The 15,249-nt window shown below is 38.1% G+C and carries 9 protein-coding genes; 1 reads left to right on the top strand and 8 read right to left on the bottom strand.

Translation table 11 applies throughout. The annotated features are described in order from the left end of the window. Window positions 1-45: 45 nt before the first annotated feature. On the bottom strand, window positions 46-1,278 hold the full coding sequence (locus ICG50_RS07300) for a cation:dicarboxylate symporter family transporter (protein ID WP_187660250.1): 1,233 nt from the start codon (window positions 1,276-1,278) through the stop codon (window positions 46-48). Window positions 1,279-1,630: 352 nt separating this feature from the next. Between ICG50_RS07300 and rpsA the strand changes: the two genes are divergently transcribed. Then, window positions 1,631-3,406, top strand: a complete 1,776-nt coding sequence (gene rpsA, locus ICG50_RS07295) for a 30S ribosomal protein S1 (RefSeq protein ID WP_187660249.1) — start codon at window positions 1,631-1,633, stop codon at window positions 3,404-3,406. Window positions 3,407-3,460: 54 nt separating this feature from the next. Here rpsA and ICG50_RS07290 read toward each other — a convergent pair whose 3' ends face one another. From ICG50_RS07290 to recG, 7 genes are all read right to left on the bottom strand, one after another. Beyond that, window positions 3,461-4,006, bottom strand: coding sequence for an ExbD/TolR family protein (locus ICG50_RS07290; protein ID WP_187660248.1), 546 nt, complete (start codon window positions 4,004-4,006; stop codon window positions 3,461-3,463). A 125-nt stretch (window positions 4,007-4,131) separates the two neighbouring features. Beyond that, window positions 4,132-6,552 carry a phenylalanine--tRNA ligase subunit beta gene (gene pheT / locus ICG50_RS07285; RefSeq protein ID WP_187660247.1) on the bottom strand — a complete coding sequence of 807 codons (2,421 nt, stop codon included), beginning with the start codon at window positions 6,550-6,552 and terminating at the stop codon, window positions 4,132-4,134. 103 nt (window positions 6,553-6,655) lie between these two features. After that, a complete protein-coding gene (locus tag ICG50_RS07280) occupies window positions 6,656-7,519 on the bottom strand; it encodes a bestrophin family protein (protein WP_187660246.1) in 864 nt (287 codons plus the stop codon). A gap of 31 nt (window positions 7,520-7,550) precedes the next feature. Beyond that, complete coding sequence (locus ICG50_RS07275; RefSeq protein WP_187660245.1) at window positions 7,551-8,858, bottom strand: TolC family protein; 1,308 nt, start codon at window positions 8,856-8,858, stop codon at window positions 7,551-7,553. A 6-nt stretch (window positions 8,859-8,864) separates the two neighbouring features. After that, window positions 8,865-11,951, bottom strand: coding sequence for an efflux RND transporter permease subunit (locus tag ICG50_RS07270; protein WP_187660244.1), 3,087 nt, complete (start codon window positions 11,949-11,951; stop codon window positions 8,865-8,867). Window positions 11,952-11,953: 2 nt separating this feature from the next. Then, window positions 11,954-13,012, bottom strand: a complete 1,059-nt coding sequence (locus tag ICG50_RS07265; protein WP_187660243.1) for an efflux RND transporter periplasmic adaptor subunit — start codon at window positions 13,010-13,012, stop codon at window positions 11,954-11,956. A 111-nt stretch (window positions 13,013-13,123) separates the two neighbouring features. Beyond that, the gene (recG, locus tag ICG50_RS07260; protein ID WP_187660242.1) at window positions 13,124-15,232 is read right to left on the bottom strand and encodes an ATP-dependent DNA helicase RecG; all 2,109 of its coding nucleotides are present in this window, start codon (window positions 15,230-15,232) and stop codon (window positions 13,124-13,126) included. Window positions 15,233-15,249: the final 17 nt, after the last annotated feature.

Below are 15,249 nucleotides of genomic sequence, written 5' to 3'. Positions count from 1 at the left end.
AATACAAGCCTTTCCAATTTTGAAAGGCTTTTTTTTATTTGTCAATTAATCCAAATCCATAGGATGTTCCGGGTCAACAAATTCATTTTCGTTTTTAGAGATAACAATGGCAGCCACGCCGTTTCCTATAAAATTGGTGATGGCTCTGGCTTCGCTCATGAATTTGTCGACGCCTAAAAGAAAAGCCAAACCTTCCAACGGAATTTTGTGAATAGCAGTTAGCGTAGAAGCCAAAACAATAAAACCACTTCCGGTGACGCCTGCTGCGCCTTTGGAAGTAATCATTAAGAGTCCGATTATGGTAAGGATTTCCATGAAACTCAACTCAACGTTATACAGTTGTGCCAAGAAAATTATCGCCATCGAAAGATAAATGGCTGTTCCGTCTAAGTTGAAAGAATAACCCGTTGGCACCACCAATCCGACTACCGATTTACTGCAACCCATGCTTTCGAGTTTGTTCATTAAATTGGGCAAAGCCGGTTCTGAAGACGAAGTTCCGAGGACAATTAATAGCTCGGCTTTTAGGTATTTGATAAAATCCCAGATGCTTATTTTGTAGTAGCGAAGAATACTTCCGAGGATGACAAAAATAAAAATCGCCATGGTAACATAAACGGTCAGCATTAATTTCCCCAGTGGAATTAAAGTGTGCAAACCGAATTTTCCAACGGTGTAAGCCATTCCTCCGAATGCGCCCAGTGGAGCTAAATACATCACTATCTTTAAAGCCCTGAAAACGATTTTTGACACTTTGTACAAACCGGCAACAACGGTTTCTCGTTTGCTGTAATAATTTAATAGAATACCACAAATGATGGCGACTACTAATACTTGAAGCGTAAAGTTGCTCAGAAAAAACTCGAGCCAATTGAATTCAGCAGAAGCGCCTGAAGTATATTTACTGGCATCTTGAATATCTAAACCCGATTTGTCTATTTTTCCGGGTTGGATGATATAAGCGGCAACGACACCGATAGCTAATGCTAAAGTAGTTACGATTTCAAAATAAATTAAAGCTTTGATTCCGATGCGTCCGACTTTTTTTAAATCGCCTATTCCTGCAATGCCTAAAACGATGGTTAGAAAAATAATCGGTCCGATAAAGATTTTGACCAATTGGATAAACGAATCGCCTACGATTTTCATTTCTTGTCCGGTTTCGGGTTGGAAATGACCTAGTAATACACCACAAACAATAGCAATTAATACCCAAAAGGTGAGATTGGTTACGATGGTGAATAGAACGGATTCTTTTTTTGTTGTGTCGTTTGTCATTGGTTTTGTTGTTGGATTAAAGATACTATTTATTCATTACAAATCTAATCTAGCCCTGATTGTAGTGAAAATCAACTTTGTCAAAGTTTTGAACTTTGACAAAGTTATTGCAACGGAAAGCAGGAAAATGGAAACCAATGATTCCCAAGCCTTTCGCTCCTGAATAAAATACTTTTTTAGAGTAACTTTTCTGCTGTTAATTGTTTTGTAATTAAGAAATTATGTTTACTTTTGCAGTCCTTTTGGCGGAGTAGAGTTTCCATTAGGGAGTAAACAATTTATAGCTAACACTGTTGTGTTATCTTTCGCATCAAGAAACTCGAGAAGCACAGCATACAAATTTTTTATCAGCATGTCTGAATTAAACAAAGAACAACAAGCGTTTTTAAACGAATTTAACTGGCACAATTACGCAGAAGGAATTGATGCAGTAGATCAGAAAAACTTACAAGAGTTTGAAGATTTAGTAACTAAAACTTTCATCTCTACGGATCAAGAAGAAGTAGTAGAAGGTGTGGTAGTTAGAATCACTGACAGAGACGCCATCGTTGACATTAACGCGAAATCAGAAGGAGTTATCTCTTTAAATGAGTTCCGTTACAACCCGGCTTTAAAAGTGGGTGACAAAGTTGAAGTATTAATTGACGTTCGTGAGGACAAAACAGGTCAATTGGTATTATCACACAGAAAAGCTAGAACTATCAAATCATGGGATAGAGTTATTTCTGCAAATGAAACAGGAGAAATCGTTAATGGTTTCGTGAAATGCAGAACTAAAGGTGGTATGATTGTAGATGTTTTCGGAATTGAAGCATTCTTACCGGGATCACAAATTGATGTGAAACCAATCCGTGATTATGATGTATACGTAAACAAAATGATGGAATTCAAAGTGGTAAAAATTAACCACGAATTCAAAAACGTTGTTGTTTCACACAAAGCGCTTATCGAAGCTGACATCGAAGTTCAGAAAAAAGAAATCATTGGTCAATTAGAAAAAGGACAAGTATTAGAAGGTGTGGTTAAAAACATTACTTCTTATGGTGTGTTTATTGATTTAGGTGGTGTTGATGGATTAATCCACATTACTGACCTTTCTTGGTCAAGAATCAATCACCCAAGCGAAGTGCTTGAATTAGACCAAAAATTAAACGTGGTAATCCTTGATTTCGATGATGAGAAAACAAGAATTCAATTAGGTTTAAAACAATTAAACGCTCACCCATGGGATGCTTTAGACTCTAAATTAACTATTGGAGACAAAGTAAAAGGTAAAGTAGTTGTAATCGCTGATTACGGTGCATTTATCGAAGTGGCTGAAGGTGTTGAAGGTTTAATCCACGTTTCTGAAATGTCTTGGTCAACTCACTTAAGAAGTGCTCAAGATTTCGTTAAAGTGGGTGATGTCGTTGAGGCAGTTATCTTGACTCTTGATAGAGACGATAGAAAAATGTCTTTAGGTATCAAACAAATGACACAAGATCCATGGACAGATATCACATCTAAATATCCTGTAGGTTCTAAACACACAGGTATCGTTAGAAACTTTACTAACTTCGGTATATTCGTTGAGTTAGAAGAAGGAATCGATGGTTTAGTGTATATCTCTGATTTATCTTGGACTAAGAAAATCAAGCACCCATCAGAATTTGTGAACGTAGGAGACAAATTAGATGTAGTAGTATTAGAATTAGATGTTGATGGTCGTAAATTATCTTTAGGTCACAAACAAACTACTGCTAATCCTTGGGACAAACATGAAGATGCTTTCGCTGTTGGAACTGTTCACACCGGAACTATCGCTGAAATTGTTGACAAAGGTGCTACTGTAGATTTCGGAGATGATGTTGTTGCGTTTATCCCAACTCGTCACTTAGAAAAAGAAGATGGTAAGAAATTGAAAAAAGGTGAAGAAGCGGAATTCAAAGTAATTGAGTTCAACAAAGAATTCAAAAGAGTGGTTGCTTCTCACACGGCTATTTTCAGAGAAGAAGAAGAGAAAAATGTTAAAGCGGTTGCTGAATCAGTAGCTTCTAATAACAATGCTCCGGCTTCCACTTTAGGAGATAACAATGACATTCTTGCCGGATTAAAAGCAAAAATGGAAAAAAGCGAGAAAAAGAAATAATTCTTGTTTTTAGATAAATGAAAAGCCCCGAGAAATCGGGGCTTTTTTTATGGTTTATTTTGACGCTAATAATTTTACTTCTTCTGGAGTATAATCATTGATAATGGCATAAGTTTCAATTTTGGTTATAGCCATTTCATCCAATATGTCTACCAAGTTGCCGTAGTTGCATTTTTTGCTGGGTTTGATGATGACAATCAAACCTCTATTACTGAAATCGGAGTCTTCTTTAATTGTTTTGTTTTTGGATATTAGTTCTTTTCGAATCCCATCTTTACCAAAATTCAATTTTTTAGGTTTTTCATTAGGATAATCTAGCAATCCGAAATAGCTAATTACTTTATTATCATCATCTAAAAGCAAAGTTAATGTTCTTTCAAATCGTGGGCCGCAATAAATTGTTCCCGAATCGCTTTCATCACCACAACTGGGCAATCCCAAATCCATAGCTTGTGGTTTAGACAGTTCATTAGTTACCATAAAGAAAATGATTAACAAAAAGGAAACACTAACCATAGCGGCTAAATCAATTTTAGGATGTAGTTTTTTGCTTCTGGGTTTGTTTCTGATTAGCTTAAAATCGTTGTTGTCTTCACTCATAATTTCTTGCTTTAGGATTAGACTCTTAATTATAACGCAATATTGAGTGTTTATATTGTATAAAGTTCAAAAAAAAGACCTCTAATGATATATTAGAGGTCGATTATTATATAATGGGGAAATTATTATCTCAAACTCGCACCCAATTCATTTTCCATATTCTTCTGCAACTTGCTCATGATTTTGTCAATCTGCTCATCAGTTAAGGTTTTGGAATTGTCTTGTAAAGTGAAACTCACGGCGTATGATTTCTTGCCTTCCGGCAGATTTTTACCTTGGTACACATCAAATAAATTAATGTCTTTTAAGAGCGATTTCTCTGTTTGACGAGCAATGTTGTAAATCGCATCAAAAGCCACTGAGTCGTCTACCAAAAGCGCTAAATCTCTGCGTACTTCAGGATATTTTGGAATATCAGTGAATTTGATTTTGCTGCCAATCAGTTTTAAAATTAAGTTCCAATTGAAATCAGCAAAGAATACTTCTTGTTTGATGTCAAAATGTTTCAAAATCGATTTCTTCACAGTACCGAATTCCACTAAGGTATCATTGCCCGAAGCCATTGCCAAACCTTCAGCAAATACATCCGAAGTTACCGGTTTGTTTTGCACTTTAGTAATGCCCAATCTATCCAAAACCGAATTTACATAACCTTTAAACAAAAAGAAATCGGAAGGTTTTTGAGCATTCGTCCAACTTTCTTCATTGCGGTTTCCGGTAACGAATAACGTTAAATGTTTTGGTTCATTGTAACCATTAAGTTCTTTATGATAGGTTTTCCCTAATTCGAATAATTTCAAATCACCATTTCTGCGGTTGATATTATACGAAACAGCTTCTAAACCGGAGAATAGCATCGACTGACGCATAGCCGACAAGTCATTGCTCAACGGATTCAACATCATGACATTGTATTCTTCTTTCAGCATTTCGGATAGACCAACATAATCAGGCGTAGTCAATGAATTCGCCATCATTTCGTGGAAGCCTAAGCCGTTCAATTGTGACGCGATAATATTTTGTACTTTATAATCTTCTGTTCTGGCCGAATTGGAAACAGTAGCGTTTAATTTTTTCGTAAAATTGATATTGTTATAACCGTAAACTCTCAAAATTTCCTCAATAACATCCACTTCACGTTGCACATCCACACGGTAAGACGGAATGATTAATCCCAAACCGGCATCAGAAACACTGTTCACTTTAATATCCAAAGAAGCCAAGATTTTCTTGATGGTTTCTTTCGGTAATTCTTGCCCGATGAGTTTAGTCGTTTTATCAAAATTCAAGAAAACCGGGAAGTCTTCAATTTTTTTAGGATAAATGTCTACTATGTCCGAAGTGATTTCGCCACCGGCCACTTCTTTGATCAAAAGCGCGGCACGTTTCAAAGCAAATTCGGTAATATTAGGATCGATTCCTCTTTCAAAACGGAAAGAAGCGTCAGTATTCAACGCATGTCTTTTGGCCGATTTTCTAACGTTAACCGGATTAAAATAAGCACTTTCCAAGAAAATAGAATTCGTAGTTTCAGAAACGCCTGAACCTTTTCCGCCAAAAACGCCGGCAATACACAATGGCCCTTTTTCGTCACAAATCATCAAATCTTCTTCGTGCAAAGTTCTTTCTACATCGTCTAAAGTGGTGAATTTAGTTCCGGCAGCGACCGTTTTTACAATAATTTTTCCGTTGATTTTCGCGGCGTCAAAAGCATGTAAAGGTTGTCCTAAATCGTGTAAAATATAATTGGTAACGTCAACGATGTTATTTTTTGGCGTAAGCCCAATCGCTTTCAAACGGTTTTGCAACCATTCCGGCGAAGGTTTTACGGTTAAGCCCGAAAGCGTAACACCACAATATCTCGGTGCCAATTTGCTGTCTTTAACATCAACGTCAATTTTTAAAGTTCGTTTGTCAATTCGGAAAGTACTCACCGAAGGCGTAATCAATTCGATATTACTGTTTTTTTGCAACAAACTCGCACGCAAATCACGGGCAACACCATAATGCGACATCGCATCGGCACGGTTAGGCGTTAAACCAATTTCGAATACTTCGTCATTTTCTATATTGAATACTTTGGCACAAGGTGTTCCCGGTTTTAAAGCTGCGTCCAAAACCATAATACCGTCGTGACTTGTTCCCAAACCTAATTCGTCTTCGGCACAAATCATTCCGTGACTTTCTTGTCCGCGGATTTTTCCTTTTTTAATTTCGAATTCAACGCCTTCTTTGTCAAACAATTTGGTTCCGATTGTCGCTACAGGTACTTTTTGTCCGGCCGCTACATTGGCAGCACCACAAACAATTTGTACCGGAGAACCTTCGCCTAAATCAACGGTAGTAATTTTCAAACGGTCGGCATCAGGATGTTTTTCGCAAGTCAATACGTGACCAACTACAACACCTACTAATCCGCCACGAACCGATTGGTATTTTTCCACCACTTCCACTTCCAAACCTAAATCGGTCAAGATGGCTGCCGTTTCTTCTGATTTTAAATCTATTTTAATGAATTGTTTTAACCAATTGTAAGAGATTCTCATGTATTCTTCTTTAAGGCAGCAAATATAAGGATTGCTGATGAGAGATAAAACAAAATTGTGTCGTTTATCGATGATTGTTTAGATTAAGAAGACGAAAGAATCTTTACAAGATTTCCTCTACATGTCGTTTGATGTTTTCAGCGATTTTTCCGGTTGGTAAATCGTTGGCATCAGTACCAAAAGGATCTTCGATTTCTTCTGCAATTAATTCAAGCGAAGCCAAAACATAAAAGATAAAAACCACTACAGGAATTACATAATAACCCAAACTGAATACATAGCCAAAAGGCAAAGTCATCACATAAAAGAAAATAAATTTCTTGATGAATGCACTGTAGGAGTAGGGAATAGGGGTATTTTTGATTCGCTCACAAGCGCCACAAACATCGGTAAATGATTGTAATTCAGCGTTCAAAATAATCAATTGGTCCCCTGAAATTTTACCACTTTGGTGTAAGTCATGTATTTTTTGGAACAAAACCTGCGCCACTTGGTTGGGTTTGTGCTTTTGGTGGTTGATTTTCAATTCGACGTCTTCGAACAGGATTTGGCCAACTTCTTCATTGCTTAAATGTTTGGATAAAATGGAAGCATAAGTTGGAATTAAAAACCGCAAGTATTTTTTATCGTGTTCGTCTTTTAGTATGGCTGAAAGTTTGATGGCTAAATTGCGGCTGTTGTTTACCAAAGAACCCCAAAGTTTTCGGCCTTCCCACCAACGATCATATGCGGTATTGGTTCGGTAGGCCAACAACAAGGAAATGACAAAACCTAACATGCCATGCATGATGGAAATGTTTTTGACATGGCTTTCTTGTGAGAGTTTCCAATACTCGACTTCTAAATAACAAATTCCTACAGAATATAGTCCAATGAATATCATCATCGGAAACAATTGGCGGAAAGTATCGGCTTTGTGAAATCTGAAAATAAAAGTAATCCAGTCTTTTGGGTCGTATTTTACCATTTTGTTTTGTTAATTTGAGTCCAAAAATACATTAAAAACTCAAATTACCGGCCAATTCTTTTAAGGTGATTTCATGAATTTTAGTCAGATACATCGCATTGCTGTAACGTACTTTAGCATCAAGAAAATTTTGTTGCGCAGTTCTAAATTCAATGGGTGTAATGGTTCCGATTTTGAATTTAGATAAAGTGATGTCTAAATTTTGTTCGGCTATTTCCAAATTTTTGCTTTCTACTTTACTTAGTTCCAAATTGGTTACATAGCTTGCAAAGGCAGCATTCAATTGACTTTCCAAACTCCTTTTTTGAAGTTCCAAAGTGATATTGGCGTTGTCTAATTGCACTTTGGCTATTTTTTCATTGCGATTTTGTAAGTTTCCGTTGAAAATGGGTACCGAAGCATTAATCCCATAAAATATCCCTCGTCCGTATGACTGTGTGACAAACCCCAAGGAAGCTTCTGAACGGGTAAAATTATAGGCAGAAGTAATTCGGACTACAGGATAACGTCCGGCTTTGACTTGTTTTAGTTCTTGTTCGGCGATATTTTTGGTCAGTACTTGTGCTTGTATTTGTGGATTTTGTTGGTCAGCAACAGATTTGAGTTCGTCATATTTCAGTTGTTCGTCAACAGCAATTTCATCAGTAACTATAAAATCGGTTTGGACATCACGGGCCAAAATTTCGTTCAAACGAATCTTGGCGGTTTTGATTAATTCAATTTGTTTCAACCGCAAACTTTTGTCAACGTTTAGGTCTACTTGAGCGTTTAAAACTTCTAATTTTGCTGCTTTACCAATACTGTAACGGTTTTGTGCGGTAATGACTCTTTCTTCTGAAATTACAATCGCAGTATCAATGGCCGCTAATTGTTGTTGCTGTTGCACCAAGTCGAAATAGTTTAAATAAACATCACTGATTCTGGTTAGGATAGCTAATTTCAATTCGGCTTCGCCTTGCTTTTGTAAAAAGTTTAATTGTTCTTTTCGAGCAAACATTCTCATACCGTCAAAAACGGTCCAATCTAAGCCTACACCATAAGTTAAGTTTAAATTTCGGGCGCCATCTAAAGTTCTTTCTGAGCCATCTATTTGGGTTTGTGTAGTGTTTAAAATGTTATTATTATTGACAACTGAAGCACTAATAGTAGGCAACATTCCGGCATTTCCTATGGTATTGCCGAGTTCGTCAATTTTTAAATCATTTTTGGCTAACTTGATTTGATAGTTATTTTCTAAAGCTATTTTGACAGCATCTTCCAGTTTTAATAGTTCCTGAGCTTTTGCTTGTTGGGCGAAGCCAATGAAAATTATGAGGATGTATAATGATTTACGTTTCATAGTTTTTTACTTTTCTAAAGTATTCAAGTTGTCGAATTCAGGTCGGTGTTTCTTCGCTTTCGACCACATTAAATAGAAAGCCGGAATTACGAATAATGTCAGAATCAAAGAGAAAATCGTTCCGCCGACAATTACAACACCCATTCCGATTCTACTAGTGGAAGCTGCACCAAGTGACAACGCAATAGGTAACGCACCTAAAGCAATCGCTAAACTGGTCATCAAAATCGGTCGCAAACGCGCTTCTGAAGCTTGTATGATTGCATCGTATTTAGACAAACCTTGTTCACGCAATTGATTCGCAAATTCGACGATTAGGATTCCGTTCTTCGTGACGAGTCCAATTAACATTACGGTTCCAATTTGGCTAAAGATATTCCACGTTTGGCCAAACAACCAAAGCGAGAATAATGCTCCGGCAACCGCCATTGGCACGGTCAAAATGATAATAAACGGATCGATAAAACTTTCAAATTGCGCTGCCAAAATTAAATAAATCAACAGCAAAGCCAATGCAAAAGCGAATATCGTATTCGAACTACTTTCTACGAAATCGCGTGATTCTCCGCCTAAATCAGTTGTGAAAGTGTCGTCTAAAACTTTGGCTCTAATTTCGTCCATCGCTTCAATACCATCAACCATACTTTTTCCCGGTGCTAAACCTGCTGAAACCGTTGCCGACATATATCTATTATTGTGATACAATTGTGGCGGATTGCTTTGTTCATCAACTTTCACGACGTTGTCCAGCTGAATCAATTCGCCTTTGTTATTTTTGACAAACATGGAGGTTAAATCTAATGGTTCATCTCTATCTTTTTTGTCAAATTGGCCAATGACTTGGTATTGTTTTCCGTTGCGCATGAAGTAACCAAAACGTTGTCCACTTAAGGATAATTGCAATGTTTGCGCTACATCTAAAACCGAAATGCCTAAGCTTTCTGCTTTCTCTCGGTCGATGGTCACATTGATTTCAGGTTTGTTGAATTTCAAGTTGACATCTACGTTGGAGAAAGTTTCATTTTTATTGGCTTCTTCCATAAACTGCGGAATCTTTTCGCGCAATTTTTCAAAATTCTGTGCCTGAATAATATACTGAATCGGCAAACCACCACGACGGTTTACGGCAATAGTGGGTTGTTCGGAAACGGTTACTTTGGCTTGCGGATATTTTTTGGTCCATTTGGTAAAATCATCGGCGACTTCTTTTTGAGATTTCTCTCGATCTTCCGGATCTTTTAAGGCCATTCTGATTCTTCCGGTGTTTACGGAAGACGACATAAATCCCGGCGAAGTGATTACCAAGGCAATTCTTTTCTCCGGAATACTGTCGTTGATGAGTTTTGACAAATCTTGCATGAATCGGTCAGTGTAATCAAAAGTGGCGCCTTCCGGAGTTGTAACACCAACGATTACCAAACTTCTATCATCATAAGGCGCGGTTTCTTTCGGCAGAATAGAGAAGAATAAACCAATCAATCCCAAACAAACAATTACGATTGGGAAACTTAGCCATTTCTTTTGCATAAAACGTTCTAATGAAGAAGCATAACCTTTGTTTAATCCCACAAAATAAGGTTCGGTAAAGTTGTAGAACTTGGTTTTCTTTTGTTCGCCGCCTTTCATTAAATACGCGTTCAACATTGGCGTAAGCGTTAAAGAAACAAAGGCCGAGACCAAAACCGCCGCACCAATGACGACGCCGAACTCTCGGAACAATCTGCCCACGAAACCTTCTAAGAAAATGATGGGTAAAAATACTGCTGCCAGTGTTATGGAAATTGAGATGACCGCAAAGAAAATTTCGTTCGAACCTTTAATCGCTGCTTCAATCGGCGACATGCCTTCTTCGACTTTTTTGAAGATGTTTTCTGTGACTACGATTCCGTCATCAACCACTAATCCTGTGGCTAGAACGATAGCTAAAAGCGTCAAAACGTTTACTGAGAAACCGCACAAATACATGATGAAAAACGTGGCAATCAACGAAACCGGAATGTCAATCAACGGTCGGAAAGCGATTGACCAATCTCTGAAGAATAAGAATATAATTAAAATCACCAAAACAATCGAAATCAAAAGCGTTTCGGCAACTTCGACTATCGATTTTTTGATAAAAAGGGTATTGTCTGAACCGACATTGATTTTGATGTCTTTGGGTAAATCTTTTTGAAAAGCCTCGTATTGTTTGTAAAACTGTTCGGCAATATCCAAATAATTGGTTCCCGGTTGCGGAATTACGGCCAAGGAAACCATCGATTGATCGTTGGCTTTAAACTCAGTTTCCAAATTCTCTGAACCCAATTCGGCCCGACCGATATCACTCAAACGAACGACTTTATCTTCATTGGCAACAATAATAATGTTGTTGAATTCCTTTTCATCAGAAAGATTCCCAAGTGTTTTTACCGTTAATTCGGTATTCGCACCGGTTAATTTCCCCGAAGGCAATTCGACGTTTTGTTTTTCTAAAGCCATTCGGACATCGGAAACGGTTACGCCGTATGAATTCAATTTTATCGGGTCGATCCAAATGCGCATGGAGTATCTTTTTTGTCCCCAAATTTGAACACTACTCACACCGGGAATCGTCTGCAAACGCTCTGCGATTACATTTTCGGCATAATCACTCAAGGCCAAAGCGTCTCTGGTATCACTTTGAACGGTCATCGTAACTATCGGGTCAGAATCGGCATCAGCCTTAGAAACTACCGGCGGTGCATCGATATCTTGAGGCAAACTTCTAACCGCTTGTGATACTTTATCACGTACGTCATTCGCCGCTTCTTCTAAGTTTTTTTCGAGTTTAAATTCGATACTAATATTGCTCGAACCTTGGTTACTCGAAGAAGTAATATTTCGAATTCCGTCGATGGAATTGATGGCTTTTTCTAAAGGTTCGGTGATTTGCGACTCGATAATATCAGCATTTGCACCGGTGTAATTGGTACGCACCGAAATTTGCGCCGGATCAATCGAAGGAAATTCTCTTACGCCCAAATAACTGTAACCAATAATGCCAAAAAGAATAATGGTCAGATTGACTACAATGGTAAAAACTGGTCGTTTGATGCTTAAAGTGGATAAACTCATAATTATTTAAGTTTTACTTTAATATCGGCTTCGTCTTTCAACGACATCACACCCGAAGTCAACACAGTGTCTCCGATTTTCAAACCTGAAGTAATGACTACGTCTTTATCTGTTCGGGTTAGTGTGGTTACTTTTACTTCTTTGGCTTTACCGTTATTGGCAATAAACACTTTTTTGCCATCTTGAATCGGGACAATCGCTTCAGTTGGAATGATGATGGCGTCTTTGATGTTTTTCAAAGGCAATTCGATATTCGCAAATGTGCCCGGAAGTAATTTTCCACTGGAATTATCGGTCAAGGCTCTGATTTGTAAAGTTCTTGTAGTCGCTTCAATCGCCGGTTCTAATGCGTAAATTTTGGCGGTGAAGGTGTCAGCTACATTAGGAACGGTGAAGGTGATTTGGTTGTTTTTGTTAATTTCAGTTGCGTATTTTTCAGGAATAGAGAAAGTAATTTTTAGTGGATTGGTGCTAACTAATTTGGCAATCAATGTCGTTGGCGTGACATAAGTTCCGGGAGAAATACTTCTTAAACCAATTTTTCCCGAAAATGGCGCTCTAACCGTAGTTTTGCCAATTTGCGCCTGAATCAACTGTGTTTGTGCTTTAGCTGTTCTATAATCTGCACTGGCGATGTCGTATTCTTCTTGGCTGATGGCTTCTTTTTGCAAAAGCAATTTGGCTCTTCTTTCGTTTTCTGAAGCCAAACTTTCTCTGGTTTTGGCTTGTGCCAATTGCGCTCTGAGTTCTATGTCGTTGACTTTGAATAAAACTTGTCCTTTGCTGACATTGCTGCCTTCCGTAAAAGATATTTTTTCTACAATTCCGGAAACTTCACTTCTGATTTCAATTTGCTCGTTGGCTTCAATAGAACCTGAAAGCGAAATGGTATTCGAGAATTCTTCCCCTTTTACCACAAAGGCATTAACACTAATCGGCGGTTTTTTGCCGTTTTTGTCGTTTCCTTTTTCGTTTTCGGCTTTGTTTTTGGTAATTCTGTAGACAATCATTCCTCCGAGAGCAATGACTAAAATGGCGATTACAATATTCTTTACTTTCATTGAAATTCTAGGTCTAAATTAGATGATAGTTGTCAATGCAAATCTAATTCTTACCAATGAAAGCGTTTGTACAGTTAGTTTTTATTTAACATTTGTAGGTACAAATATTAGCTAGCTAATGTAATTCCAGATGTTTTTCTTTTTAGTCAGCTCAATAAACACAGCCCGAAGGGTTTGGTGTTCCGGTAAGGTCATTGAAGCATCTTTTTTCAGAAGTTTGAGTGCTTCGTGTCGGGCCAAAAGCAAAATGTCTTTGTCACGAACCAAATCGGCTATCTGTAAATTCAACACACCGCTTTGTTGTTTGCCCATGATATCGCCCGGACCGCGGAGTTTTAAATCGACTTCCGCTATTTCGAAACCGTCATTGGTTTTGACCATCGTTTCCAAACGAGTTTTACTATCGCTCGACAATTTAAAAGAAGTCATCAAAATACAATAGCTCTGTTCGGCACCACGACCCACACGACCGCGTAATTGGTGCAATTGGGATAAACCAAAACGTTCGGCACTTTCAATAATCATTACACTCGCGTTGGGAATATTGACCCCAACTTCAATCACCGTTGTAGCGACCATAATATTTGTTTTGCCTTCAGCGAAGCGCTTCATTTCGGCGTCTTTATCGGCAGGCTTCATTTTGCCGTGAACGATAGAAATGCTGTATTGCGGCAACGGAAAATCTCGTGAAATACTTTCGTAACCATCCATCAAATCTTTGTAATCCATTGTTTCACTTTCCTTGATTAACGGATAAACAATGTAGATTTGGCGACCTTTGGCGATTTCGTCTTTAATGAATTTCCAAACTTTCAAACGATTGCTGTCATAACGATGTACGGTTTGAATGGGTTTTCTTCCCGGAGGCAATTCGTCTATAACAGAAATGTCCAAATCGCCATACAAACTCATCGCCAACGTACGCGGAATAGGCGTAGCGGTCATCACTAAAACGTGTGGTGGAATGTCATTTTTTTGCCAAAGTTTGGAACGTTGCTCCACGCCAAAACGATGTTGCTCATCAATAATGGCCAAACCTAAATTATGGAACTTAACTTTGTCTTCCAGTAAAGCATGTGTTCCGATTAAGATATGCAAACTGCCATTTTCTAACGCTTCGTGAATGATTTTACGCTCAGCAGTTTTGGTTGAACCGGTTAGTATTTTGATGTTGATGTTTAAATCTTTCGCCAATTCGGTTAAACCGTTGTAATGTTGGTTGGCCAAAATTTCCGTCGGCGCCATCAAGCAACTTTGGAAACCGTTATCCAACGCAATCAGCATCGCCATTAAAGCGACTATTGTTTTTCCTGAACCGACATCACCTTGTAATAAACGGTTCATTTGGGCATTCGTACCCATATCGTTTCGGATTTCTTTGAGTACTTTTTTCTGCGCATTGGTCAGTTCAAACGGCAAATGATTTTGGTAGAAATTATTGAAATTTTCCCCAACTACCGTAAACGGATGGCCTTTGATCTTATGTTTTCGAACCAAATTTTTGGTAATCAATTGCAATTGGATAAAGAAAAGTTCTTCAAATTTTAAGCGGAATTGGGCTTTCGCCAAAAGGTCAGGGCTTTTAGGGAAATGAATGTTGAATAACGCGGCATTTTTCGGAATCAGCTTTAATTCATCGATTAAATATTGAGGAAGCGTTTCGGCAAATTTAGCTTGGGTTTCCAAAAAAACTTGTTGCATCATTTTATTGACTACCCGATTAGAAATCCCGCGATTGGTTAAGGTTTCCGTCGATGGATAAACCGGTTGCATGGCCGAGCGCAAGCTTTGTTCGTGTTCGTTTTGCAATTCCATTTCGGGATGCGCCATGTTGTAATGGCCGTTGAATGAAGTGACTTTGCCGAAAATCACATAAGGCGTATTGAGTTTTAAGGTATCGCGAATCCATTTGTGGCCTTGGAACCACGTGAGTTCCATTTGTCCTGTTTCGTCCACAAATACAGCGACCAATCTTTTTTTGGCTTTGCCGAATTCAACGGTTTTAATGTTGATGATTTTGCCGATGATTTGGACTTCAGCCGGATTATTATTGAGTTCGTTAATTTTATAATAACGTGTTCTGTCTATATAACGATTCGGATAAAAATTTAGTAAATCTTCGTATTTATGAATGCCAACTTCCTTGCGTAACAATTCTCCGCGTTGAGGACCAACGCCTTTGAGGTATTCTATTGGAGTTTGGAGAAGATTGTTAGACATGGTAAGAAATTGTTAAA

This window comes from Flavobacterium buctense, assembly GCF_014486695.1.
Lineage (GTDB): Bacteria > Bacteroidota > Bacteroidia > Flavobacteriales > Flavobacteriaceae > Flavobacterium > Flavobacterium buctense.
The sequence above is the reverse complement of the archived record's forward strand: the minus strand, read 5'-3'. Positions and strand labels throughout refer to the sequence as shown.

What these genes read in the sequence shown, in the direction of transcription:
- pheT (WP_187660247.1), bottom strand. Translation starts at nt 6,552, where the DNA reads ATGAGAATCTCTTACAATTGGTTAAAACAATTCATTAAAATAGATTTA.
- ICG50_RS07265 (WP_187660243.1), bottom strand. Translation starts at nt 13,012, where the DNA reads ATGAAAGTAAAGAATATTGTAATCGCCATTTTAGTCATTGCTCTCGGA.
- recG (WP_187660242.1), bottom strand. Translation starts at nt 15,232, where the DNA reads ATGTCTAACAATCTTCTCCAAACTCCAATAGAATACCTCAAAGGCGTT.
- ICG50_RS07270 (WP_187660244.1), bottom strand. Translation starts at nt 11,951, where the DNA reads ATGAGTTTATCCACTTTAAGCATCAAACGACCAGTTTTTACCATTGTA.
- rpsA (WP_187660249.1), top strand. Translation starts at nt 1,631, where the DNA reads ATGTCTGAATTAAACAAAGAACAACAAGCGTTTTTAAACGAATTTAAC.
- ICG50_RS07290 (WP_187660248.1), bottom strand. Translation starts at nt 4,006, where the DNA reads ATGAGTGAAGACAACAACGATTTTAAGCTAATCAGAAACAAACCCAGA.
- ICG50_RS07275 (WP_187660245.1), bottom strand. Translation starts at nt 8,858, where the DNA reads ATGAAACGTAAATCATTATACATCCTCATAATTTTCATTGGCTTCGCC.
- ICG50_RS07300 (WP_187660250.1), bottom strand. Translation starts at nt 1,278, where the DNA reads ATGACAAACGACACAACAAAAAAAGAATCCGTTCTATTCACCATCGTA.
- ICG50_RS07280 (WP_187660246.1), bottom strand. Translation starts at nt 7,519, where the DNA reads ATGGTAAAATACGACCCAAAAGACTGGATTACTTTTATTTTCAGATTT.